This is a genomic window from Pseudomonas sp. BF-R-26, from assembly GCF_019947395.1.
Taxonomy (GTDB): domain Bacteria; phylum Pseudomonadota; class Gammaproteobacteria; order Pseudomonadales; family Pseudomonadaceae; genus Aquipseudomonas; species Aquipseudomonas farris.
The window spans coordinates 32,332-56,554 of sequence record NZ_JAGYGK010000020.1 but is presented as its reverse complement, the minus strand read 5'-3'; the positions used below and the strand labels follow the sequence as shown (position 1 = coordinate 56,554).

Genomic DNA, 24,223 nt, shown 5'->3' with positions numbered 1-24,223 from the left:
ACAGGGCTTTTATCCTGGGTTGAACGGAGCATAGCCGCTGTCCGGAATCGGCTCGACATTCACCCTGTCGTCCAGGCGAATGATGCCACTTTGTAACACTCGGGCAGTGATTCCACCATGTCCGCGAACGGCCTGAAAGGTCCCGGGGCCGAGGTTGTTTTCGAGACGTGCGCAGGGCTGGCACCAGCCGCTGGTTTCAAAAATCGCCTGGCCGATCCTGAAACGCCGACCTTTGAGGCTGAACAGGTTGATGCCGCTGACGACGATATTGCGCCGCAGATCCTGAGGTCGCACCGGTTGATCGTCCGGGCGGCCCATCAGCGAATTGATTACGGCCAGGTGTTCCCACTGAATCAACGTCACCTGCCGCGCATTGCGCACGCCGGGCCGGGCATGATCACCGGTCAACCCGGCCTCGAGCCGCGCTTCTACGGCATCGAGTTCGATCATCGGCGAGCGGGATTTCGGCCGCACACCGATCCAGCGGACACGGCCCTGTTGCGGTACTTCGGCGATCAGCTCCTGCAATGGGCTCACAGGCTGATTCCGACATCGAAAACAATGCTGCGACCCAGATTGCTGCGCAAGAAATCCGGGGCATCCGGATGGGCGAATAACACTCGGGCGAAAGTCGGGCCAACCAGCGACAACGAGCGCCAGCCCTGACGCAAGTATTCGGTAGGCGGCGGAAAGTGGCTGTTGAGGTCCAGCACTTCGCGCTTGAGGCTGGCGAAGGCGATGATGTCCAGCTCCCCCAAGTCCATGCCGCGCTCTTGGTAGTTGTGGGCTTTTTTACGCAAGGTCGGCGCCAGTCTCAGCAGAAATTCATTGGCCGGGATGCGCCGGGGCTTGGCCTCGCGGCGCACCAGCTGGCTCAGGGAAAACGCGCTGCGCCGACGTTGCAGCTCGTCGCGCCATTCGTCGTTGAGGCGCCGGCCTTCGTCGAGCACGAAAAACACCTCGAAATTCGCGTCGCGGAACAACACGTCCGGCGGCTCCCCGGCGGGGGCAAATTCGTCGGCGCGATAGGGAATGTTCAGGCCTTGCAGCAGGCGCTGGCAAACCCAACGCTCACGCTCCCATTTGCGGGCATTGGACAGGAACGTGTTGGCTTGCTCGGCCGCAATGGTCAGCAGGCGTAAATAATCTGAGTCATCCATAGGTCCAAGCTTAGCGTTCATTTGCGACAAGCAGAAAGCGTGAAACGCACTGAGCACTCGGAACGGGTGGTGTAGACTGCTGGCCATTACGCATATGCGCTCGAACAAGGAGTAGAACTTGAAATATTGGCCGGTGTTATTGCTCAGTCTTCTGCCTCTTTGGGCCCAGGCGCTGGAGGTTGGCGAGCGCCTGACGCCCTGGACCTTACTTGATCAGTTCGATCAGGCTTTCACGCTCGAGAACCAGACTCAAACGCTGCTGGTGGCGCGCAGCATGGACGCCGCCAAATTGGTCGGCGCCGCTCTGCAGGACCAGCCCAAGGGCTACCTGGAGGCTCGGCACGCGGTATTTGTCGCGGACATTCAGCGCATGCCTCGGCTAATCGCGAAAATGTTCGCAGTACCGGCTATGCGCGATTATTCCTATCGAGTGATGCTTGACCGTGATGGTCGCGTGGCGCCGCGCTACCCCGGGGCCGTGGATAAAGTGCTGTGGCTGCAGCTCAAGGACGGCCAATTGGTGGAGCAGCACGAATACGCCACGGCGGCACAATTGCGTGAGGCGCTGGAGAAGGCCCTGCCATGATCGGCGCATGCCTATGGGCGTTCACGCGGCTTTAGCCTGTCCATGTTGTGCTTTATGACATCCATCACCGCAGCGGTCATCACCGCGGTGGAGACACCAAACATCAGGATTCCGTTGGCGGCCTCCAATGGGCCAAGCAGACGCCAGCGAGAGGACATGATGATGTCGCCGTAGCCCAGCGTGGCGAAGTTGACCGCCGAGTGATACAGCGCGATGGCGAATTCGTCGAACTCATCGAGCAGCATGAACAGCGTGGCCCAGATGGCGATCTGCACGAAATTACTCAGCAACATCAGCAGCATCACCATCGACAACAACAGGATATTCAGCCATTGCGTTTCAGGCGGTTTGGAATGCCTGAAATGCACGTATTGACGCAGGCATATGGTGACGAAAACGGCTTGCATCAGCAGGCAGAACAACATTACGGGAAGACCGACCAGTAGATTCAACAGCATGGGAATATCCTCGGCCGCTGTGTCAGGTCTGCCCCTGGTTGTCTGGCCCCGGTTCTTGTACTTGATCCACCCATTCCCAGAACAGCTGATAGCCGACCGCGAGTATCACCGGGCCGATAAACAAGCCGAGGATACCGCCCGTGACCATGCCGCCCAAGGCACCGATCAGCACCACAGGCATCGGTACATCGACACCACGACCTAGCAACAGTGGTTTGAGGACGTTATCGACCAATCCTGCGATGAAGACATAGATGGAAAACACAATGGTCGCCGTACTGGCACCTTCGCTCATGAAAACAAAGACGATGACTGGAAGAGTAATCAGGGTCGCCGGTAATTGCATGATGCCAAGAAGCAGCACCGCCAAGGCGAGAAGACCGGCGCCGGGGACGCCCATGAGCACAAAGCCGATGCCCACCAACAGCATCTGGATGAAGGCGATGCCGACCACCCCCAACGCCACTGCCCGGATGGTGGCGGTGCACAGGTCGGCGATTTTCGGCCCGTTGATCGGACCGCTGAAGCGCGAAACGATTTGCACCGCGCTGCGGTGACCGCTTTCGCCATACGCTAAAAAAATACCGGCAATAATCAGGGCGACGATGAATAAAAGGAGCCCCATGCCGACACCCGCAAGCTTGCTCAGCAGGGAGAGGCTGACACCTTTGATCTGCGGCATGAACTTCTGTGCCAGATCGGGCAGGTCAGTGACGGCTTGTGTCCATAAGCTATGAAGAGGTTTCCCCACGAGTGGCCAGCCAGCTACCGCATCGGACGGTGGCGGAAAATGGAAACTGTCGGTTTTGACCATAGTCATAACCCTCTCCACGGAATCCGCAAGCGAGGCTCCCAACAAATAAACAGGCACGATAAGAATACTGATGGCGATCAATACGATCAGCGTCGCGGTGAGCCCGTCTTTGTTCCCCAGCTTGCCTTTGAACCTGACTTGCAAGGGGTAGAGGGTGATTGCCAGGATCACCGACCACAGCATCAGGTCGAGGAACGGGCTGAATATCTGAAAACAGAACATCACCAGAACGGTAATCACTCCGGCACGAATCAGCACATCGAGCAGATCCCGGGAAAAAATCTTTTCGAGCATGGGCGTGGGAACCATTGATTACCTCCAGTAGAGAGTGACAAAGGCTGCGTTCGGTAAGTCCAGCATAGACGGGCTGGCAATCTGCGTGCTGGTCGCGGGTATCTTCGATGCCACTCAGTGATCCTGGTCCTCCCAATCCACCGGATGAATCATCAGATAGCTGTCGACTGCAGTGCCTATTGTTGGAAAGAACGCCGTTTCGCCAAGTCGCGCGAAAAGTCCGAATCGCTTCAGCTTGTCCTTGACCGGATCCTTCATCTCGGCCACGCATAACTTGATACCCGCCGCGTGCAAGGTTTCGTCCAGCTCCGCCAACATGTCGGCGGAGGTCACGTCCACGCTGGTGACGGGTTCCGCCGCAACGACCAACCAGCGCACTGGCGTAGGCGATGCCGCCACGGCGTCGAGCACTCGGTCGTGGAACAACTCGGCGTTGGCGAAAAACAACGGCGCATCCCAGCGAAACAGTACGAGGCCGGGTACAAGGCGCGCGTCGGGATAGCGCTTGATGTCGTGATAACCCTTCACGCCTTCCGCGCGTCCCAGAACGGCAGAGTAAGGACGCCAGCCATCCCACAGAAATTCGATGACGGCGATCACGATGGCCAGGCCGATGCCTTCAATCGCCCCCAGCACGGCCACGCCGATGGTGCAGACGATCGACAGCCAGAACTCCCAACGCTGGATTCGATAAATTCGTCGCAGGTCGGTGACCTCGATCAGGCCGATGGCGGAGGCGATCACCACCGCCGCCAGTGCGCTGGTGGGTAAATCCTTCAACAGATCCGGCGCCACCACCAGCAGTAAGGCAACCGCAAGCGCGCCGATGACTCCGGTCAGCTGGGTTTTGGCGCCTGCAGCCTCGGCCACGGGCGTACGTGACGAACTGCTGCTGATTGCAAAACCCTGAAAAAATCCGGCGGCCAGGTTGGCGACGCCGAGGCCCACCATTTCCTGGTTCGGGTCGACATAGGTACGGGTCCGCGCCGCATAGACACGCGAGAGCACGCTGGTATCGGCGAACGAAACCAGGGCAACGGCAAAACCGCCGATCAGGACAGGGACGATATCGGCGCGAGTGATCCAGGGGATGGCGAATGCAGGCAAGCCTTGTGGAAGAGAACCCAGGACTGACACTCCAGCTTGCGCTGCAAGGTCCAGCACACCCACGGCGACGGTCGCTCCCGCCACGGCGATCAGAATGCCCGGAATGCGCTTGTTGCCCTTGAGCAGCAGAATCACGGCCAAGGTACCTGCGCCGACCATGAACGCGGTCCAGTTGGTTTTCCCCTCCATTACTGCTGTAGCGATCGCCCACAGGTTTCTCAGCGGGCCGTCGGATTCAATCGAAAAACCGAAAAACTTGGGCAGTTGACTGATCAATACCGTCAACGCGATCCCGTTCATGTACCCGTAGCGGATCGGTTTGGAAAGCAGCTCCGTGATAAAGCCCAGGCGCGCTATGCCGGCCAGGATGCACACCACCCCCGATACGATCGCCATCATGCTCGCAAGGGCGATTGCACGATGGGGGTCGCCGCCGGACAGTGGCAGCACGACGGCGAGAATAACGGCCGCCAGCGAGGAATCCGGCCCCAGCACCAGAATCCGGCTGGGGCCGAACAGCGCATATGCAAGCAGCGGAACGATGGTCGCGTAAAGGCCATAGATGCCGGGTACGCCCGATGCCACTGCGTAGGCGATGCCGACAGGCACCAGCATCGTGGTCAGCACCAGTCCGGCCACGAGGTCGTGCCGCAACCAGGCGATTTTGTATCCACGTAGTGTGCGCAGCCCCGGCAGCCAGCGGCTCCAACCGGCGGCGTCGCCGGTATCCCGATGGGCAATCCGACCCGGTTCCGGGACGGGAGGAGAAGCATCCGAATGGCTCATAGGACTGTGGCCCTTTGGTGTACAGCGCAGATCCGCTTGAAGGTGCCGGTCAGAACTTTTCTGGAATTCGCCGCAGCGGATAATTCGGTTCACGATAGCCGCCTGATTTCTGCCGTTTGGGCAAAATCACCTTCTCGCGCGGTACATTCTTGTACGGAATGCGGCTGAGCAAATCAGAGATGATGTTGAGGCGGGCCCGCTTCTTGTCGTTCGAGTTGGCCACAAGCCACGGAGCATGATCGGTGTCGGTCGCCTTGAACATGTCGTCACGTGCGCGCGAGTAGTCATACCAGCGGCTGTATGACTTGAGATCCATTGGCGTCAGTTTCCAGATTTTACGGCCATCCTTGATCCGTGCCTCGAGCCGACGGGTCTGTTCCTCTTCGCTGACTTCCAGCCAATACTTGAACAGCATTACGCCCGAGTCGACCATCATGCGTTCCATGAGGGGGGCCAGGCTCAGGAAGCGGGTCACCTGCTCATCGGTACAAAACCCCATCACACGCTCGACCCCTGCGCGGTTGTACCAACTGCGATCGAAGATCACCACTTCGCCAGCCGCTGGCATGTGCGCCAGGTAGCGCTGTATATACATCTGGCTCTTCTCGCGATCGGTCGGTGCAGGTAGCGCCACCACCCGAAAGACACGCGGACTCACCCTCTCGGTGAGCGCCTTGATTGTGCCGCCCTTGCCGGCACCGTCGCGCCCCTCGAAGACGATACAAATCTTGATGCCTTTCTGTTTCACCCATTCCTGTAACTTGACCATTTCGACATGCAGTAGGCGCAACTGCTCAAGATAGTCTTTGTTCTTCAGTTTCAACGGTTCAGCGGAGTTACTTTTAACAGGGGGTTTCTTCTTGTCCTTTGCCATGACCCAAGCCTCACCTATGCCAGTCGCTGACTGCCGATAGATAGACCCTGAAGGTGCCGCTATCAGCCTGCAGATTGCGCATTGCTTCGAGCAAAACTGGCGTCCGTCGTGGACGGCCCCTCTGCTCTTGACGTTTAACTCCATCACCAACCGCGTGAGTCTAGTCCATGAATCTGCCCTCTACAGGGTTGCTACAGGCTCTTGGAGCATGACGGTTGCTATTCGCTTTTCATCCGCCGAGCGCGATGATCGCGATAATCAGCATCGCGCCGATGACTGCCACCACAACTGCGCCTTGCCACGGTTTTGCGCCTGCGTATCGCGCAAGCATCCAACCGGCTATGAACAGCACTGCGAGTCCGATCAGGTTAGACGCGCGTATTGCCGGCCCCGTCTGATCAAGCAACAGGAAGGGCACCACGAGCGGGAATGTCGAAGACACTACCAATAGGAAAACGCCGATTGCACCCTTGAAATCATCCCAGCCGAGGCGCGGCTTTACCGGGATGTCCGAGGACTCGACCAGGCGGCGGCGCAGCAATTCCAGCCCCTCGGTGCCGGCCGCTCCCGCGAGACGCGGCGGTAACGCCTCAGCAATCAGCGCATGCCCGGTGGTCGCATCCACCCCGGCGCACAAATTTGTGAGTAGCGTGTGGCTACGCGTTCGCTCAATCAGGGTGCGCAGGAGATACATCATCGCGTCCGCGAGTCCCCAGGCGAGGTTGCAGCCGAGCGCGGCGAGCATCATCGTTCGCTCCGCCTCCTGGCCTGCCGTCGCCACGCTGATCGTTCCGGTGAAGGTCATCGCCATGAGCAGACCGAAGATCACCTCCGTGGCACGCTCGATCGGATTGAGCACACGTGCCCGCTTTTGTTCTCCAGTGTTTTGCATGCACCCAACCTCGCTGCCGGGGCGATTTTTCAAAGGGACTTCTCCAGCCCCATTTCAGTGTAGTTAGAAACGATATTGCCGCCTCGTAGGCAGGTGAATCTCCATCTCCCGGTTCAGGGCGTTGCACAAAATGGATAGCGATCTGCGCAAAGCGGCTATTGCCCCGTGCCCGGCGTCTCTACCCTCGGCTGTACGGACGTTAGCCGCGTTACCGACTCTTAAAAAAACAACAACAAGAGATAGATGCCATGCGCAAGATCAACGTACATGAGGTTATCGACAACGCTCGATTCAACCGCTTTCACTGGATGGTGCTGTTCTGGTGCGCCCTGATCATCATCTTCGACGGATACGATTTGGTGATCTACGGCGTGGTGTTGCCGATGCTGATGAAAGAGTGGGGGCTCAGTCCCCTGCAAGCCGGCGCGCTGGGAAGTTATGCCCTGTTCGGGATGATGTTCGGCGCACTGTTTTTCGGCCCGCTGTCGGACAAGATCGGCCGCAAAAAAGCCATCACGATCTGCGTGATGCTGTTCAGCGGTTTTACCGTGCTCAATGGTTTTGCCCGTAACCCCACCGAGTTTGGTCTCTGCCGGTTCATTGCCGGGCTGGGCATTGGCGGGGTGATGCCCAATGTCGTGGCGCTGATGAACGAGTACGCGCCGAAGAAAATCCGCAGCACGCTGGTGGCGATCATGTTCAGTGGCTACTCGGTGGGCGGCATGCTCTCGGCGGGGCTCGGCATCGTGCTGATCCCGAGTTTCGGCTGGCAGTCAGTGTTTTACGTGGCGGTGCTGCCGTTGCTGCTGTTGCCGTTGATCATGTATTTCCTGCCCGAGTCGGTGGGTTTCATGCTGCGTCAGGGGCGCAATGAAGAGGCGCGCAACGTTCTGGAGCGGGTTGACCCGGCTTACGTTGCACTCGCCAGCGATCAGTTGCACATGAGCGAAGTGAAGGGCACCGGCACCCCGGTGTTGCAACTTTTCCGCGAGGGCCGTGCGCTGCGCACGCTGATGCTCTGGCTGGCATTTTTCTGCTGCTTGCTGATGGTCTACGCCTTGAGTTCCTGGCTGCCGAAACTGATGGCCAACTCCGGTTACAGTCTGGGCTCGAGTCTGTCGTTCCTGCTGGTGCTCAATTTCGGCGCCATTTTCGGCGCGGTCGGCGGTGGCGTGCTGGGGGACAAGCTCAACCTGCCGCGTGTGCTGGCGGTGTTCTTCGTCGTGGCTGCGGTATCGATCACCTTGCTGGGCTTCAACAGTCCGATGCCGGTGTTGTACCTGCTGATTGCCCTTGCCGGCGCCACCACCATAGGCTCGCAGATTCTGTTGTACGCCTGCGCCGCGCAGTTCTACTCCATGACCATTCGCTCCACCGGTTTGGGTTGGGCGTCGGGCATCGGGCGCAACGGCGCGATCGTTGGTCCACTGCTGGGCGGTGCCTTGCTCGGGATCAGCTTGCCGCTGCAACTGAACTTCATGGCGTTTGCCTTGCCCGGTGCGCTGGCCGCCCTCGCCATGACCGTGTTCGCCATCAGCAGCCGGCGTAGCGCTGGTGTCAGCCGAGCGCTGTCACCGACCGGTGCTTGAGTCATGAAAGCTCTATTCCAGGACTTTTCCCTGTCAGCCGCCGTCGCCGGATTTATCGCCACAGTGATTTCCTACGCCGGCCCCTTGGTGATCATCTTTCAGGCCGCCGAGACCGCGCAGCTCTCGCGGGAAGTGCTGTCATCCTGGGTCTGGGCAATCTCCATCGGCAGCGCCGTGCTCGGCATCGGTTTGAGCTTGCGTTATCGCGTCCCGGTAATCATCGCGTGGTCGGCGCCGGGCTCGGCGTTGCTGGTGGCACTGTTGCCGGGAATCTCCATGCCGGAGGCGGTGGGCGCTTATCTGGTCAGCAGCCTGATTATTTTCCTGGTCGGCGTGTCGGGGGCGTTTGACCGGATCATCGGCAAACTGCCCGCGGCGATTGCGGCGGCGATGTTGGCAGGGATTCTGTTCAGCTTCGGCACCGGGTTGTTTGTATCGCTGCAAGGCAAGCCGATATTGGTGTTGGCGATGTTTGCCACGTACCTGATGTGCAAGCGGGTGATGCCACGTTATGCGGTGTTGATGGTGCTGCTGGTGGGCTGTTCGATTGCGTTTCTCTCCGGTGATTTGCACCGCGAAGCACTGGTGATCGGCTTGGCCACGCCAGTATGGATCACCCCCGCGTTCAGCCTGAGCGCGATCCTGAATGTCGCTTTGCCGCTGGTGATGGTGGCGCTGACCGGCCAGTTTGTTCCCGGCATGGCGGTGCTGCGTGCCAGCGGCTACCCAACGCCGGCCGGCCCGATCATCGCCAGCAGCGCGTTGGGCACTGCGCTGTTGGCACCGTTCGGTTGTCACGGGTTGAATCTGGCGGCGATTACCGCGGCCATTTGTACCGGTCGCGAGGCCCATGAAAACCCGCGCAAACGCTATGTGGCCGGGGTCGTGGGCGGGCTGTGTTACCTGCTGCTGGGGATCTTCGGTGCCACGCTGGTTTCGTTGTTTTCGGCGTTCCCCAAGGAACTGATCGCAGCCCTGGCCGGGCTGGCGCTGTTCGCGGCGATAGCCGGGGCGTTGGCCGGCGCAATGGCCGTGCCGAGTGATCGCGAAGCCGCGCTGGTGACCTTTCTCACCACCGCCTCGGGCATGTCGCTGTTTGGTTTGTCCGCCGCTTTTTGGGGGCTGATTTTCGGCATGGTCACGCACGTGCTGTTGAGTGCCCGGCGTCCCGCACCGGCGACTCAAGCCACCCCTGCGCAGGAGGTGGTGCGCTGACCGAGTAAGTAATCGCAACCCCGATCCTTATCCGTTTTCACCATCCCCCGCGGCGAATCCGCCACGGGTGGAGCACTTCAACCTGTCGATCAATAACAATAAGAGAACAGCGATGAAACAGATTCTTCCAGCAACCGGTTCAGTGTTGTCCCTGGCGGTCGTCTCGGGTTTTTCCAGTGGCGTGATGGCCGCGGAGGGCGGCTTCATCGAAGACACCACGGCCACCTTGCAAGCGCGCAATTATTACTTCAGCCGGGACTTTTCCGACATCGTCGGGGCCAATCAACAGTCGAAGGCCGAAGAGTGGGCGCAAGGCTTCATCCTCAACGTCAAATCCGGTTATACCCAAGGCCCGGTCGGTTTTGGTGTGGATGTCATCGGCCTGCTCGGGCTCAAACTCGACAGCAGCCCGGACCGGGTCAATACCGGTTTGCTGCCGGTGCACGATGATGGTCGCGCGGCAAATGATTACAGCCGTCTGGAAGGTGCGCTGAAGATGCGTTACTCCAAAACCGAGCTGAAAGTGGGTGAGTTGCAACCCAATCTGCCAGTGTTGGCCTTCAGCGATATCCGCCTGCTGCCGCCCAGCTATCAGGGAGCGAGCATCAGCTCCAATGAGATCGATGGCCTGACCTTGCAAGGCGGCCACTTGAATTCGACCAGCCTGCGCAACGAGGCCGGCGATGAAAAGATGCAAGCCATGCTTGGTCATGTTCCGCAGCGTCAGGTCAGCAGCGATGGTTTCAACTTTGCTGGCGCCGATTACGCCTTCAATGACAAACGCAGTTCGGTCAGTGCCTGGTTCGGGCAACTGGAAGATATCTACAACCAGCGTTTTCTCGGTTTCAAGCACAGCGAGCCGATGGGCGACTGGACCCTGGGCGCCAACCTTGGCTACTACGATTCGCGCGAAGACGGCAAAAAGTTGCTGGGCAATATCGACAACCAGGCGTTCTTCTCTTTGCTGTCGGCCAAGCGTGGCGGCCACACGTTTTATGTCGGCTATCAGGGCATGTTCGGCGACAGCGCCTTCCCGCGAGTCTTTGCCAACATCTCGCCACTGGGCAATGAAGTGCCGACCTACGAGTTCGCCTACACCGACGAACGTTCCTGGCAGGCGCGCTACGACTACGACTTCGCGGTCCTCGGCATGCCCGGCCTGACCAGCACCGTGCGCTACATCACCGGCAATAACGTCGACACCGGCAAGGGCTTTGAAGGCAAAGACCGCGAGCGCGATCTGGATATCGGCTATGTGTTGCAGAGCGGCAGTCTCAAAGGCCTCGGCATCCGCGTGCGCAACGTCATGGCGCGCTCCAACTACCGCAGCGATATCGACGAAAACCGCCTGATCCTCAGTTACACCTGGAAGCTGTTATGAGCCCCGCGGTCACAGATCCGTGGTGCAGTCACCCATGACTTCGTACGTCACGCGATGGCTCTGGCCCTGATGATCGACATACTCCATGGTCGCAGGCACAACCCCGCAGGCGGTTGCGGTGTTCGTCACGGAAACCACCTTGGCGATGTCCAGCGGCTGCGCCGGATTGTACGAGGTGGCGGCTCGCTCGTTGCCGGCGGCCAGGGCCGAGGTGGCGGCGAGGGTCAGAAACAGGCTGATCAAGGTTTTCATTTTTCCGTACTCCGTGTTGATTCCGATGGCTCAATTCTAGTCTTTGCCCGCGACCGATAAAGGGGCCAACGCCTGATGCAGCCTTACATGAAACGTAACAGTCACCGCCCCTGGAGGGCTTATGGATCTGCTCAATAACTTGCGGGTGTTCGTCCGCGTAGTGGACAGCGCAAGTTTTACCGCCGCCGCCGATGCGTTGGACCTGTCGACCGCGCAAGTGTCGCGATTGGTGGCGGATCTGGAGGAGCATGTGCAAGCCCGCTTGCTGCAGCGCACCACACGCAGGTTGAGCCTGACCGAGGCCGGTGAACGGTTCTTGCTGCGCAGCCGGCAAATACTCGAAGAAATGGAGGAGGCAACGGCAGAGGCCCGCGGCGCCCATCTCAAACCCAGTGGACGGTTGCGGGTGCACAGCATGAATGGCCTGGGCGTGCTGATCACGCCGTTGATCGCCCGCTACAGCGAGCTTTACCCCGATGTGGTGTTCGAGCTGACCCTGTCGCAGCGTAATCCGGATCCGTTGGAGGACGGGCACGACGTGGTGATTTCAATTGCCCACGAACTGGCCGATTCGCAATTGGTCGCCCATGCCATCGGGCAGATTTACAGCGTGCCCTGCGCCTCCCCGGAGTACCTGCAGCGGCGTGGCGTGCCGGACACACCACTGGCGCTGAACGATCATCAATGCTTGCGCATGATCGACCCGTTATACAGCGATCAATGGGTGTTTCAGGACAAGCATGGCGAGCACGTCATCAGCCCGGCCAAGACCTTTCAATGCAACGTCGCCGAGTCGATGGTCAAGGCGTCAGAGGCCGGCATGGGCATCAGCCTGATTCCGTTCTATACCGCCACGCGACCCTTGAGCGACGGCACGTTACTGCGTCTGCTGCCAGCCTGGCGTCCCCGTCAACGCAATGTGTATGCGTTGTATCCGTCGCGGCGTTTTCTCGATGCCAAGGTCCGGACCTGGGTGGCCTTTCTCAAGGCCGAATTACCCAAGCTGTTCGCCGAACATGACGCGGTGATGAACGATCCGCGGCATTGGGCCTGAGGTCCCGGTTACGTCATCCCCAGCCAGTTAGGCAGGACCAGAGAAATCCACGGTACATAAGTAATCAATACCAGGAACAGCAGCAGGATAATCAGCCAAGGCATTGCTGCACGTATGGTGGCGGTCAGCGACATGCCAGTCACCGCCGAGGTGACGAACAGGTTCAGGCCTACGGGCGGCGTAATCAGTCCGATCTCCAGGTTCACCACCATGATGATCCCCAGGTGAATCGGGTCGATTCCCAACTTCATGGCGATCGGGAACATGATCGGCGCCAGGATCAGGATGATTGCCGAGGGTTCCATGAACGCCCCCGCCACCAATAACACGATGTTCACCACGAGCAGGAATGTCACCGGTGTGAGGCCCGCGCCGATGACCCAGGCGGTAATTTGTTGAGGTAATTGTTCGGTGGTCAGTACGTGGGCGAAGAGCATGGCATTGGCGATGATAAACATCAGCATGATGCTCAGCTTGGCGGATTCGAGCAGCACCTTCGGCGTTTCGCGGAACGACATGTCCTTGTAGACGAACAGCGCAACGAATGCCGCGTAGACCGCCGCCACGGCCGCCGCCTCGGTCGGGGTGAACATCCCGCTGTAGATGCCGCCCAGGATGATGACCATCAGCAACAGGCCCCAAATGGCTTTGCGTGCCGCACTCAACCATTCACGAAAGGTCGCCCGCGGCATGGCGGGCAGGTTTTTCCTGACGGCAACGACGTAGATGGCCACCATCAGCGCTGTACCCAGCAGCAGGCCGGGCACCACGCCGGCCATGAACAGCTTGCCGACCGAGGTTTCCGTCGCCGCGGCATACACCACCATCACGATGGAAGGGGGAATAAGAATGCCCAATGTGCCGGCGTTGCACACAATACCGGCACCGAATGCCTGTGGATAACCGGAGCGGACCATCCCCGCGATGGCGATGGATCCCACGGCGGCTACCGTCGCGGGGCTTGAGCCGGACAACGCCGCGAACAACATGCACGCCAGCACCGCCGCGATGGCCAGGCCGCCGCGAATATGCCCAACGCAAGCGTTGGCAAAGTCGATCAAGCGCCGCGCCACACCGCCTGTGGTCATGAAGGCACCGGCCAGCAAAAAGAACGGGATGGCCAGCAACGTGTAGTGCTCGGAGGTCTCGAACAGCTTGATGGCCAGTGAGCGCACGGAGTCAGGGCTGAAAAAGATGATCGTCAGCGAACCGGCCAGGCCAAGGGAAATGGCGATCGGTACGCCGATAAACATCAGCACGAACAGGGCAACAAAAAGGAAAAGAATAGTCATTTCTTGTCATCCTCATGCTCGGTCAGTTTCATCACCTCCGCGGCCTCGTCGGCCAGGCCCAGGCCCGTTTGACGGTTTTGTACAATGCGCACCAGGATCTCGGCAAAGCGGATGAACACCAAGGCAAAACCCACCGGCACAATCAGCCCGATGTGCCATTGCATGATGCCGTAATGACCGAGGTCTTCGGCACCGATGCCGGCGATGAACAGCGTCTGAATCCATTCGAAACTGGCGACGCTGAGCAGGCCCGCATAGACCAGACTGCAGAGGCAGGCAATGATGCCAATGATTCGCTGAACCGGTTTGGTGGCCAGTTTCACCAAGGCATCGACACCAATGTGCCCGGCCGTGCGCACGCCATAGGACAAGCCGAAAAAGATCAACCAGGCGAACAAGGCCTTGGTCAGCGATATGCTCCATGTCATGGCCTGGGCCATTCCCATGACGCTGTCGCCAATGGCGAACAAGGGTTCACTGGCGCTCTGCCACTGCTCGGCGAGGCTGTAGAAAACGCTATAGAGGTTGTTAAGGATGACGTAAACGAACGTTACCAGCGTCATTGCCGCCAGCAGGAAGACGATAAAACCTTCTTCGAAGTGATCCCAGATACGCCGTAAGGCATTCATGAGTGGCATCTCCCGATCGAGTGACGGCCTATGAAACAGGGGCCACCCTTTCGGGTGGCGCCCGCCGGCAGATTACTGAGCCTGGTTGGCAGCTTCGGCGGCCTTGATCAGGTCGGCACCGATATCACCTTCGAACTTCTTCCAGACCGGTTTCATTGCTTCGCGCCACTCGCCACGCTGCTCTGGGGTCAGCGTGATGATTTCAGTGGTTTTGGCGTTGATGATGTTCTGTTTGGCATCCTGGTTCAGTTTCTCAGCATCTTTGTTCACCTGAGCGGTGACCTCGACGATGATCTTGTCCAGTTCGGTTTTTATATCCGGTGGCAGGCCAGTCCAGAACTTGGTGTTGGTGATCAACATGTAATCGAGCAAGCCATGGTCGGATTCAGTGATGAACTTCTGCACTTCGTGCATTTTCTGGCTGTAGATGTTCGAGTAAGGGTTTTCCGCGCCATTGACGACGCCGGTCTGCAAGCCCTGATACACCTCGGCGAAGCTCATCTTGCGAGGGTTGGCGCGTACCGCCTTGAATTGCTCTTCGAGCACGGCCGAAGCCTGCACACGGAACTTCAAACCCCGGGCATCGCCCGGTTTACGCAGCGCCTTGTTGGCGGACAACTGCTTCATGCCGTTATGCCAATAGGCCAGACCGGTGATGTTCTTGCTTTCCATGGACTTGAGAAGCCCCTGGCCATCAGGGCTTCGCTGGAAGCGGTCGACTGCCGAGATGTCGTTGAACAGGAACGGCAGATCGAACAATTGCAGCTTGGGTGTGTATTGCTCGAACTTGGCCAGCGACGGCGCAATCATCTGCACATCGCCCGACAGCAGCGCCTCCATTTCCTTGCCGTCACCGAACAGCGAAGAGTTTGGATAAACCTCTACCTTGACCTTGCCGGACAGGCGTTCTTCGACGAGTTTCTTGAACAGCAGGGCGCCTTGGCCTTTAGGCGTTTGTTCGGCAACCACGTGAGAAAACTTGATAACGACTGGATCAGCCGCCAGCGCCAGGCTCGACGCGCCCAGCGCGAGTGCGCAGACGACTGCGTTGCACAATGATTTGAGCATCTAGATGTTCCTCTTGTTTTAGTTCTCGTGCCGTTCATGTCTGAACGCATTTGCACGGTGGACAAGAGGAGTCTAGGCAATAAATCACCATTGGTCGTTGGGACTAGTATTTCCAGAAAACCGGGATGAACAGCACCAAAACAGTGAGGATTTCCAGCCTTCCCAACAGCATACCGACGGTCAGCAGCCATTTGGCGGCATCGGGCAGGGTCGAGAAGTTGCCTGCCGGGCCAATGATCGAACCAAGGCCAGGCCCCACGTTGCAGACGGCAGTGGCCGCGCCACTCAATGCCGTGGTCCAGTCCAGGCCGATGAGCGCCAAGCCCATGGCGATCGCCCCGATGGTGATGGTGAAAAAGAATGAAAACGTCAGGAGCGAGCGGGCGATATCCTCGTCGATAGGGTGATTGTTGTATTTTTTCCGGATGATGGCTCGCGGATGAATCAGTTGTTTCAGGCTTCCCATGAGCAGTGCGCCAGCCACTTGAAAACGGAAGATTTTAAGCCCGCCAGCGGTGGAGCCGGAGCAGCCGCCGACAAAGGTCAGGTAAAAGAACAGCAACACGGAGAAACTGCCCCATAACGTGTAATCCCCCAGCGCCACGCCGGTCGTCGTGACCACCGACGTCACGTTAACCGCCACGATCCGAAACGCTTCCCACCAGCTGTACTCGCTGTGCAAGCACAACCATGTACCGAACAGCAGCCAGGTGATGATCAAAAAGCCAATGAACCCGCGTACCTGATGATCGTTGAACAAGGCCCGTTTATTCCCGCGCAACATGCTCACATACAGCGTAAAAGGCAGGCTGCCCAAAATCATGACAACCACTGACACCCAATGAATGGCCGGTTGCGGCCAGTGCGCCAGAGAAGCATCGGAGGTGGAAAATCCTCCCGTGGAAATCAACGCCATGGCATGGTTGATGGCTTCGAACGGCGTCATCCCTGCTATCCACAGGCCCAGCGTGGAAAGAGCGGTAAGCCCGATATACAGCCCAAGAATATATTTGGCGGCTACGTGGGAGCGTGGTGTGACCTTCTCTGACCAGTCGGATGATTCGGTCTGAAACAGCCGCATGCCCCCGACCCGCAATAGCGGCAGGATGGCCACGGCCATGCCGATGAAACCGATCCCGCCCAGCCAATGCAGCATTGAACGCCAGATCAGCAATCCGGGAGAGGCGGTGTCCAGACCGGTCAGGATGGTCGATCCGGTGGTGGTGATGCCGGACATCGTTTCAAAAAACGCGTCGGTGTAGCTGATGTGCTGGATCAGGACCATGGGCAATGCGGCGAACATGCAGACGACTACCCAACTGGCAGTGGTCAGCATGTACATATCGCGGGGGCGCAACTGAGCGTCCTCAGGACGTCCCTTGTTGATCAACAGCAGCCCGGACACCGCCGTGATCAGACTCGACCACAGAAAGGCCGACATATCATCGTTGCGTTCATAGATCACCAGCGTGAGCATTGGTATCGCCATGCTCACTGCCAGTGTGATCAAAAAAATACCCAGGATGAAGCCGATAAGCCGCAGTACCGCAATGGACATAAATAACGCCTGTCTTGTTAGCGCCGCGCAGTATCGACCGGCTTGTCGTTTTGTCTCGTAAAGTTTGTGTAACTTTTTTCCTTTGCCCCTGATTTTCTGTACGCCAGGGTAAAAGAGCGACACGGGCGGTCAGAATCGCCGGTATAGACTGAGAGCTATCACGACAGGAGAGACGCGTGAAATATAGAACAGTGTTGCTGCTCAGTCTTTTGCTTTTATGGGCTCAGGCGCCGAAGAAGGCACGCCCATGATTGGCGCCGAACTGTTGTCATCGCAAAGCCTCACAGTTGGCTGGCTGATTTACGTGCCGGTAGTGATCTGGGCTGTCTGTCGAACGCCTTGGGTTGAATTGTTCAGCGATAGCCGCCGTCAGCATCTGTTGTTCGGCACGGTGTTCGCACTGTTCATGCTCTGGCTGGTGCGACGGGACTTCGACACTGGCGTGTCCTATCACTTCATCGGCATGACGGCAGTGACGTTACTGCTGGATTGGCCGTTGGCAATTGTCGGCGGGTTGGTCGCGCAAACGGGATTGGTGCTGCTCGGACGGCAGGACATGGCGGCCATGGGGGTCAACGGCGCGTTGCTGATTCTGCTGCCGGTGCTGGTCACCGAGTGCTGCGCAATCCTGGTCGAGCGCGCGCAGCCGCGTAATCCCTTTGTGTACATCTTCTGTTCCGGCTTTTTTGCCGCCGCGTTGTCGGCCCTGTTGTGCCTGATTCTGGCGCTCACATTGCTGTGGTACGACGAACGTTTCGCCATGCCCTATTGGCTGGAAGATTTTGTCGGTTATCTATGGCTGCTGATTTTTCCGGAAGCGTTTATCAACGGCATGGTGGTCAGCGCATTGGTGGTGTTCTGCCCCGAATGGCTGGAGACGTTCAATCGCACCCGCTACCTTTCGGCGCCCTGGAAAGACGACGATCCCAAATCTTGATCCACATCAAATCCAAAAAACGTTACCGAATCCATGCTCTGGAAAACCTTCAGGAGCAATGGTATGAGTGTGTATGAGTGGGCGAGGCAGGAGTTGCGTCAGAGTCTGGATGTGGCGCAGGAGGTGGGTTTCGATCCGGGGTTGAGCCTGCGCGCCTTGCTCAGTGCGGTAGTGCAGCAGAGCAAGGCGGTACGCAATATCGAAGACCTGGCCGATGAGTTGCGGTTTCTCGCCGAGAACCTCGACGAGGGCCAGGACTATGGCTTTATGCGGCCCTGAGGGTCGGGATCAGTGACGCGGGTCGAAGTCTTCGCTGAACATTTCGTCTTCGGCATCCGGGCTCACCGGAATCTTGTGTTCTTCCGACGCCCAGGCGCCCAGGTCGATCAGTTTGCAACGGTCTGAACAGAATGGCCGGAACTTGTTTTCGGGGCTCCATTCAACAGGTGCGCCACAGGTTGGGCAATCGACGGTTGGGGTTTGGCTCATGACTGGCCTCCACGCAAAGTAAGGTAAAAGTGATGCAGGCGTTCGACCTCGCTGTGCAGCCAGGCGAGGTCGCGGTCGTTGACCACCACATCGTCGGCATGGCTCACGCGGTCCTGTCGGCTGGACTGGGCCTTGAGGATCGCCTGGACCTGCTGTTCGCTGGTCTGGTCACGCTGCAGGGTGCGTTCGATCTGTAACTGTTCCGGGGCATCGATCACCAAAACCCGTTGGGTCATGGCGTATTGCCCGGACTCGATCAGCAGCGGCGAAACCAGAATCGCGTAAGGCGATTGTGCCTTGGCCAGATGGTGGGCGATCTCTTCGGCGATCAGCGGATGCAGCAGCGCTTCGAGCCAGCGGCGTTCATCCGGCACTTCGAAGATCAGCTTGCGCAGCGCCGCCCGATCCAGTTGGCCATCAGCTTGCAGCACGCCGGGGCCAAAGTGCTCGGCAATCTTCGCCAGTGCCGGGCGACCGGGTTCGACCACCCAGCGAGCCGCATGATCGGCGTCCACCACGTGCACGCCCAGATCGATGAAGTGCTGGGCGGCCGCGCTTTTGCCGCTGCCGATGCCGCCGGTCAGGCCGAGAATCCAGGGTTTTTCCACAGGGGTATTCATTTCAAACCGACAAACTGCCAATAGAAGCCGGTTATTTGACCACCCCAGAGCAAGGCAATCCAGCCGGCAATGGCCAGATAGGGGCCAAAGGGCAGCGGAGTCGAGGTTTTTGCGTCCCGCAGGCGCAGCAAAATCACCCCGATGATGGCGCCCAGCAGCGATGACAGCAGGATGGTCAGCGGCAGGATCTGCCAACCGCCCCAGGCGCCGAGCATCGCCAAGAGCTTGAAGTCGCCGTAGCCGATGCCGTCCTTGCCGGTGATCAGCTTGAACAGCCAGAACACCGTCCACAGCGCCATATAGCCGGCCACCGCGCCCCAGAGCGCGTCATGCAGTGACACGAAGAGCCCGAAACTGTTGACGATCAACCCCAGCCATATCAACGGCAGCACCAGCACATCCGGCAACAGCTGGTGTTCGGCGTCGATCAGGCTCATCGCCAACAGGCCCCAGCTCAGGACCAGCACCATGCAGGCCTGCCAACCGAAACCGAAATGCCAGGCGACGAACGCCGACAGCACGCCGCAGGCCAGTTCGGTCAGCGGGTAACGTTTGCTGATCGGCGTCGCGCAGTTCGAGCATCGCCCACGTAAAAACAGATAACTGAGTACGGGAATGTTTTCCCACGCTCGAATCCGATGGCCGCAGTCGGGGCACTCGGAGTGAGGCAGTATCAGGTTGTAAGCCGGGCCGGGGGCTTCGGGTGGCAAATCCAGGACGTCATGGGCCTGCAGGCGCCATTCACGCTCAAGCATTTTCGGCAGGCGCCAGACCACCACGTTGAGAAAACTGCCGATCAGCAAACCGATCACCAATGCGGTGATCGTGAAGGCCAGCGGGTTGAGACTCAGAAATTCGTTCAAGGACATATCAGATCGCTGAGCCGAGTTGGAAGATGGGCAGGTACATCGCAACCACCAGGCCGCCGACGATAACCCCCAGCACCACCATGATGAAAGGCTCCATCAGACTGGTCAGGTTATCGACCATGTTATCCACCTCGTCTTCATAGAAGCTCGCGACCTTGTCGAGCATATCGTCCAGTGCGCCGGACTCTTCGCCGATGGCCGTCATCTGGATCGCCATGTTCGGAAAGATGCCGGAGGTGCGCATGGCAAAATTCAGCTGCATGCCGGTTGAAACATCCTGCTTGATGCGCAACACCGCGCGCTTGAACACGATGTTGCCGGTCGCGCCCGCGACCGACTCCAGGGCTTCGACCAGTGGCACCCCGGCGGCAAACGTCGTCGACAAGGTGCGGGCGTAACGGGCCACGGCGGACTTGTACATGAGCGCGCCAACCAACGGCAGTTTCAGCAGCCAGGTGTCCATCCGGTCCCGAAAGCCCGGGGACTTTTTAAAGGCATGGCGGACGCCGAAGATCAGCGCACCCAATATGCCGAGCACCATCCACCACCAGGCCTGCAGGAACTCCGACAAGCCGATGACCATCACGGTGAACGCCGGCAGTTCGGCGCCAAACCCCGAGAACACCGACTCGAACTGTGGCACAACCTTGACCAGCAGAATCCCGGTCACAATGATCGCGACGAACACCACCGCCAGCGGGTAAGTCATGGCTTTCTTGATCTTGGCCTTGAGGCTTTCGCTCTTTTCCTTGTAGGTCGCCACCCGTTCCAGCAGGGTATCCAGAGCCCCGGCCTGCTCGCCGGCATCCACCAGGTTGCAGTACAGCTCATCGAAATACTGGGGCTTTTTGCGCAGGGCTGCGGCGAAGCTGTTACCAGCCGCGACCTCCTGTTTCACCTCGTCCACCAGCTTGCGCATCTTCGGGTTATCGAAGCCCTCACCGATAATGTCGAACGATTGCAGCAGCGGCACGCCGGCTTTCATCATGGTCGCCATCTGCCGGGTAAACAGGGCAATGTCCAAGGCCTTGATGCGTTTGCCGGCACTGAAAATGGACGCGGTTTTTTTCCGCACCTTGCCCGGGTTGATGCCTTGCTTGCGTAACTGGGCCTTGATCAGCGCGGGATTCTGACCGGTCAATTCGCCGGTCATTTTTGTGCCTTTTTTGTCTGTGCCTTCCCAGGCATATATGCTGATTTTCGCTGCTTTGACCGCCATGTTCAGTCCTTCGTGACCCGATTGATTTCTTCAAGGCTGGTGATGCCTTGCATGGCCTTGAGCAGGCCCGAAGTACGCAGATCGTTGAAGCCGTCCTTACGCATCTGGATGTCGATTTCCAGTGAATTGCCTTCGGCCATGATCAGCCGTTGCAGGTCTGGGGTGTTCTTGACCACTTCATAAATCCCTACTCGCCCTTTGTAACCGTTGTTGCACTGATCGCAACCGACCGGTTCATAGATCGTGAACGAGCCGATGCGTTCCTCGGGAAAGCCTTCTTTGAGTAACGCCTCGCGGGGAATCTCGATGGGCTTTTTGCAATGACTGCACAGTTTACGCGCCAGGCGCTGGGCGATGATCAGGCTGACCGAGGTCGCGATGTTGAACCCCTGAATCCCCATGTTGTGCAAGCGGGTCAGGGTTTGCGCGGCGCTGTTGGTGTGCAGTGTGGAAAGCACCATGTGCCCGGTCTGGGCGGCCTTGATGGCGATTTCGGCGGTTTCGAGGTCGCGGATTTCGCCGACCATGATCACGTCCGGGTCCTGACGCAGAAACGAGCGCAGCGCTTGGGCAAAGTCCAGTCCTTGCCTCGGATTGACGTTGACCTGGTTGATGCCTTCGATGTTGATTTCTACCGGGTCTTCGGCGGTGGAAATATTGATGTCGACGGTGTTGAGGATGTTCAGCCCGGTATACAGCGACACGGTCTTGCCCGAGCCGGTGGGGCCGGTCACCAGGATCATTCCCTGTGGCTGCTTGAGAGCGGCCATGTACAAGTCTTTCTGGTCGGGTTCGTAGCCGAGAGCATCGATGCCCATTTGGGCACTGGACGGATCGAGGATCCGGATCACCACTTTCTCGCCCCACAGGGTTGGCAGCGTGTTGACCCGGAAGTCGATGGACTTGCTTTTGGACAGGCGCATTTTGATTCGCCCGTCCTGGGGTTTGCGCCGCTCGGAGATGTCGAGACTGGCCATGACCTTCAGCCGCGAAGCAATGCGGTTGGCCAGTTGTGTCGGCGGCCTGGCGACCTCCCGCAGCATGCCGTCGGTGCGCATCCGCACGCGGTAGATTTTTTCATAGGGTTCGAAATGCAGGTCGGAAGAGCCGCTCTTGATCGCGTCGAGCAACATCTTGTGGACGAAGCGCACCACGGGCGCGTCATCGGTATCTTGCCCCGGGATGGAATCCTGGTGCTGGTCATCGACCGACTCTATGTCCAGCCCGTCGAGGTCGACATCGGCCATGTCTTCCAGACCGGTCGAGTGGTTGTCGAAGAATTTTTCGATGGCATCGCTGAGCTTGTCTTCCTCCACCAGAATGGCTTCGGTGCTCAGCCCGGTGCTGAACTGGATGTCGTTGATGGCTTGATGATTGGTCGGGTCGGAAATCCCCACGAACAGCTTGTTACCACGCCGCCAGAGGGGCAGGGCGTGGTGCTGACGGATCAGCTTCTCGCTGACCAGCCCTCGGGGTTGGGTGTCATTGTCCAGGCAATTGAGGTCCAGCAGGGCCATGCCGAAATGCTCCGAGGCCACCTCGGCGACCTGCCAGCTTTTCAGCAGTTTGTTTTGCACCAGATAGCTGACCAGCGAAATTCGATTGCGTTGGGCTTGCTGATACGCCTGTTGCGCACTTTGGTCAGTGATCAGCTCGGCCAGTACCAATTGCTTGGCCAGACCGCTAAGGGCAATGTCATTCATTGGGATACCGGACGCAGACAGTTAATGACTTATAGCCTAGTCAAGCAGTGGAACCAAACCAGTCGGGGTGAGGTGACAAAAAGTGTCAGATAGTGCGGATCCTTGGAGTAGGAAAGGTCTTTGCCGCGATCTCGCGCCGAGCAGGCAGGGGCGTGCGCGGCTTGGCATGACCTGTGCTGTGCCTTGTTCAGATCATGAGATTTCGACTCATGCATGGAGCCTGTCTATGAAAAATCAAAAAGGTTTTACTCTGATCGAGCTGCTGATCGTGGTGGCGATCATCGGGATTCTGGCGACGTTTGCGTTGCCGCAGTATTCGAAGTACCAGGCGCGGGCGAAGGTCACCGCTGCTCTTGCAGAGATTTCGGCATTGAAGGTGCCTTTCGAAGACATTATCAACCAGGGCACTAACCCCACCCTCGCACTGATCGGCGGTACGGCGACCACCGGTAATTGCACGATTACGGCATCGGGTACCGCCGCTGACGGTGCGGGTACTATTGGCTGCGTTATTCTCAATGCTCCAGGGCCGGTGCTCAGCAAAACCATTACGCTTACACGCACCCTTACCGGTGGCTGGACTTGCGTTACCACGGCTGAACAGCAATACACACCTAAAGGTTGTACCGGTGCTGCTGACGCCTGAACCATTGTCATCCTGCCAATGCCCCGCGTTTAACGACACGGGGCATTTTTTTGCTCGTCATTTGGGGACCGATTCAATAATCAAGAAAACCCCCGACAATTCATGGCCTTAGGCCTGCGCTAAAACCCGCATGTTGCATGTAGATAATTTCGCAGTCATGCAATTTGCATGATTTCGAAAATCGCCATTGTGTCTAACATATTGATTTAAAAGGTTTTATTTTTTATGTGGTGGTTGGCACAACGTTCGCACTATCTCCTGTAACCCTGCTGACAAGACACGCAGCAGACTTTCCAGAAATACAGGAGTTACTCGTATGAAGAAGTTCGCTATCGCTGCCGCTACTGCTACCGCGCTGACCCTGACCATGGCCAACGCTGCATTTGCACAGACTACCCAAGCGACTCAGGCACCTATGATGCTGGCCGCCGGTGAAGTCACTGAAGCGAAAGAGGATGTTTCCGATACCTGGATCACCACCAAAGTCAAAGCAGACCTGGTCACCGAAAAAGGTATCCCAGGCACCGACATTAAAGTCGAAACCAACAAAGGCGTTGTTTCCCTGTCTTCCATGACTGTTCTGACAGACGCTCAGAAAACAACCGCCGTGGCTATCGCCAAGAAAATCAAAGGTGTCAAAGCGGTGTCCGCTGACGGCCTTAAATCCGAGTAAGACAAGGCTTCTCGCCTGGACTGGGAGAAGGTGCGGTAGGCGGGCCGAGTCATACGTC

General features: G+C 58.4%; 26 protein-coding genes. 9 read left to right on the top strand and 17 right to left on the bottom strand.

Going from position 1 to position 24,223, the window contains the following annotated elements; genetic code table 11:
* Positions 1-9: 9 nt before the first annotated feature.
* Positions 10-537 (bottom strand): MOSC domain-containing protein, encoded by a 528-nt coding sequence (locus KGB18_RS26005; RefSeq protein ID WP_223570722.1) that lies wholly within the window; start codon positions 535-537, stop codon positions 10-12.
* On the bottom strand, positions 534-1,160 hold the full coding sequence (locus tag KGB18_RS26000; protein WP_052967624.1) for a DUF1780 domain-containing protein: 627 nt from the start codon (positions 1,158-1,160) through the stop codon (positions 534-536). The genes KGB18_RS26005 and KGB18_RS26000 overlap by 4 nt, the downstream gene beginning before the upstream one ends.
* Positions 1,161-1,278: 118 nt before the next feature.
* Between KGB18_RS26000 and KGB18_RS25995 the strand changes: the two genes are divergently transcribed.
* Positions 1,279-1,746, top strand: coding sequence for an FAD/FMN-containing dehydrogenase (locus KGB18_RS25995; protein WP_123721411.1), 468 nt, complete (start codon positions 1,279-1,281; stop codon positions 1,744-1,746).
* Between the two features lie 11 nt (positions 1,747-1,757).
* On the opposite strand, the gene KGB18_RS25990 is transcribed toward KGB18_RS25995, so the two are convergent.
* The 5 genes from KGB18_RS25990 to KGB18_RS25970 all read right to left on the bottom strand — a co-directional run bounded on the left by KGB18_RS25990 (position 1,758) and on the right by KGB18_RS25970 (position 6,971).
* Positions 1,758-2,204, bottom strand: coding sequence for a potassium channel family protein (locus KGB18_RS25990; protein WP_123721412.1), 447 nt, complete (start codon positions 2,202-2,204; stop codon positions 1,758-1,760).
* Positions 2,205-2,226: 22 nt separating this feature from the next.
* Positions 2,227-3,327, bottom strand: coding sequence for an AI-2E family transporter (locus KGB18_RS25985; RefSeq protein ID WP_123721413.1), 1,101 nt, complete (start codon positions 3,325-3,327; stop codon positions 2,227-2,229).
* Between the two features lie 99 nt (positions 3,328-3,426).
* A complete protein-coding gene (locus KGB18_RS25980; RefSeq protein WP_123721414.1) occupies positions 3,427-5,205 on the bottom strand; it encodes a SulP family inorganic anion transporter in 1,779 nt (592 codons plus the stop codon).
* A gap of 49 nt (positions 5,206-5,254) precedes the next feature.
* Positions 5,255-6,079 (bottom strand): polyphosphate kinase 2, encoded by an 825-nt coding sequence (gene ppk2 / locus KGB18_RS25975; protein WP_123721415.1) that lies wholly within the window; start codon positions 6,077-6,079, stop codon positions 5,255-5,257.
* Positions 6,080-6,308: 229 nt separating this feature from the next.
* Complete coding sequence (locus KGB18_RS25970) at positions 6,309-6,971, bottom strand: hypothetical protein (protein ID WP_123721449.1); 663 nt, start codon at positions 6,969-6,971, stop codon at positions 6,309-6,311.
* Positions 6,972-7,219: 248 nt separating this feature from the next.
* Here KGB18_RS25970 and KGB18_RS25965 point away from each other — a divergent pair, with 248 nt between their 5' ends.
* The 3 genes from KGB18_RS25965 to KGB18_RS25955 all read left to right on the top strand — a co-directional run bounded on the left by KGB18_RS25965 (position 7,220) and on the right by KGB18_RS25955 (position 11,156).
* Positions 7,220-8,560, top strand: a complete 1,341-nt coding sequence (locus KGB18_RS25965) for an aromatic acid/H+ symport family MFS transporter (RefSeq protein ID WP_223570721.1) — start codon at positions 7,220-7,222, stop codon at positions 8,558-8,560.
* A gap of 3 nt (positions 8,561-8,563) precedes the next feature.
* On the top strand, positions 8,564-9,775 hold the full coding sequence (locus KGB18_RS25960; RefSeq protein WP_123721417.1) for a benzoate/H(+) symporter BenE family transporter: 1,212 nt from the start codon (positions 8,564-8,566) through the stop codon (positions 9,773-9,775).
* Positions 9,776-9,887: 112 nt separating this feature from the next.
* Positions 9,888-11,156, top strand: a complete 1,269-nt coding sequence (locus KGB18_RS25955; RefSeq protein WP_223570720.1) for an OprD family porin — start codon at positions 9,888-9,890, stop codon at positions 11,154-11,156.
* Positions 11,157-11,165: 9 nt separating this feature from the next.
* Here KGB18_RS25955 and KGB18_RS25950 read toward each other — a convergent pair whose 3' ends face one another.
* The gene (locus KGB18_RS25950; RefSeq protein WP_123721419.1) at positions 11,166-11,408 is read right to left on the bottom strand and encodes a DUF2790 domain-containing protein; all 243 of its coding nucleotides are present in this window, start codon (positions 11,406-11,408) and stop codon (positions 11,166-11,168) included.
* 121 nt (positions 11,409-11,529) lie between these two features.
* On the opposite strand from KGB18_RS25950, the gene KGB18_RS25945 reads away from it, so the two are divergent.
* Positions 11,530-12,462, top strand: a complete 933-nt coding sequence (locus tag KGB18_RS25945) for a LysR family transcriptional regulator (RefSeq protein ID WP_201121369.1) — start codon at positions 11,530-11,532, stop codon at positions 12,460-12,462.
* Between the two features lie 8 nt (positions 12,463-12,470).
* Here the strand turns inward: KGB18_RS25945 and dctM are convergent, their stop codons facing one another.
* The 4 genes from dctM to KGB18_RS25925 all read right to left on the bottom strand — a co-directional run bounded on the left by dctM (position 12,471) and on the right by KGB18_RS25925 (position 17,009).
* Positions 12,471-13,754 carry a C4-dicarboxylate TRAP transporter large permease protein DctM gene (gene dctM, locus KGB18_RS25940; RefSeq protein WP_123721421.1) on the bottom strand — a complete coding sequence of 428 codons (1,284 nt, stop codon included), beginning with the start codon at positions 13,752-13,754 and terminating at the stop codon, positions 12,471-12,473.
* Entirely contained in the window at positions 13,751-14,383 is a 633-nt protein-coding gene (locus tag KGB18_RS25935; protein WP_123721422.1) for a TRAP transporter small permease, read from the bottom strand. Before KGB18_RS25935 ends, dctM begins: the two co-directional genes overlap by 4 nt.
* Positions 14,384-14,455: 72 nt before the next feature.
* Positions 14,456-15,451, bottom strand: coding sequence for a C4-dicarboxylate TRAP substrate-binding protein DctP (gene dctP, locus KGB18_RS25930; RefSeq protein WP_123721423.1), 996 nt, complete (start codon positions 15,449-15,451; stop codon positions 14,456-14,458).
* Between the two features lie 103 nt (positions 15,452-15,554).
* A complete protein-coding gene (locus KGB18_RS25925; protein WP_201062139.1) occupies positions 15,555-17,009 on the bottom strand; it encodes a TrkH family potassium uptake protein in 1,455 nt (484 codons plus the stop codon).
* 247 nt (positions 17,010-17,256) lie between these two features.
* Here KGB18_RS25925 and KGB18_RS25920 point away from each other — a divergent pair, with 247 nt between their 5' ends.
* Positions 17,257-17,946, top strand: coding sequence for an energy-coupling factor ABC transporter permease (locus tag KGB18_RS25920; RefSeq protein WP_201062126.1), 690 nt, complete (start codon positions 17,257-17,259; stop codon positions 17,944-17,946).
* A gap of 63 nt (positions 17,947-18,009) precedes the next feature.
* Positions 18,010-18,225: a hypothetical protein gene (locus KGB18_RS25915; protein ID WP_007938959.1), complete on the top strand. Its 216-nt coding sequence runs from the start codon at positions 18,010-18,012 to the stop codon at positions 18,223-18,225.
* 9 nt (positions 18,226-18,234) lie between these two features.
* On the opposite strand, the gene yacG is transcribed toward KGB18_RS25915, so the two are convergent.
* Genes yacG through pilB form a run of 5 tightly spaced genes read right to left on the bottom strand, consistent with a single transcriptional unit; the run spans position 18,235 to position 22,846 of the window.
* Positions 18,235-18,435, bottom strand: a complete 201-nt coding sequence (gene yacG, locus KGB18_RS25910; RefSeq protein ID WP_077750267.1) for a DNA gyrase inhibitor YacG — start codon at positions 18,433-18,435, stop codon at positions 18,235-18,237.
* Positions 18,432-19,055, bottom strand: coding sequence for a dephospho-CoA kinase (gene coaE, locus KGB18_RS25905; RefSeq protein ID WP_052967650.1), 624 nt, complete (start codon positions 19,053-19,055; stop codon positions 18,432-18,434). The genes yacG and coaE overlap by 4 nt, the downstream gene beginning before the upstream one ends.
* The gene (locus KGB18_RS25900; RefSeq protein WP_123357381.1) at positions 19,052-19,924 is read right to left on the bottom strand and encodes a prepilin peptidase; all 873 of its coding nucleotides are present in this window, start codon (positions 19,922-19,924) and stop codon (positions 19,052-19,054) included. Before KGB18_RS25900 ends, coaE begins: the two co-directional genes overlap by 4 nt.
* Before the next feature lies 1 nt (position 19,925).
* On the bottom strand, positions 19,926-21,143 hold the full coding sequence (locus KGB18_RS25895; protein WP_223570719.1) for a type II secretion system F family protein: 1,218 nt from the start codon (positions 21,141-21,143) through the stop codon (positions 19,926-19,928).
* Positions 21,144-21,145: 2 nt separating this feature from the next.
* A complete protein-coding gene (pilB, locus tag KGB18_RS25890) occupies positions 21,146-22,846 on the bottom strand; it encodes a type IV-A pilus assembly ATPase PilB (RefSeq protein ID WP_123721426.1) in 1,701 nt (566 codons plus the stop codon).
* A 226-nt stretch (positions 22,847-23,072) separates the two neighbouring features.
* On the opposite strand from pilB, the gene KGB18_RS25885 reads away from it, so the two are divergent.
* Positions 23,073-23,492 carry a pilin gene (locus KGB18_RS25885; RefSeq protein WP_052967659.1) on the top strand — a complete coding sequence of 140 codons (420 nt, stop codon included), beginning with the start codon at positions 23,073-23,075 and terminating at the stop codon, positions 23,490-23,492.
* A 316-nt stretch (positions 23,493-23,808) separates the two neighbouring features.
* A complete protein-coding gene (locus KGB18_RS25880) occupies positions 23,809-24,165 on the top strand; it encodes a BON domain-containing protein (protein WP_007901973.1) in 357 nt (118 codons plus the stop codon).
* Positions 24,166-24,223 lie beyond the last annotated feature (58 nt).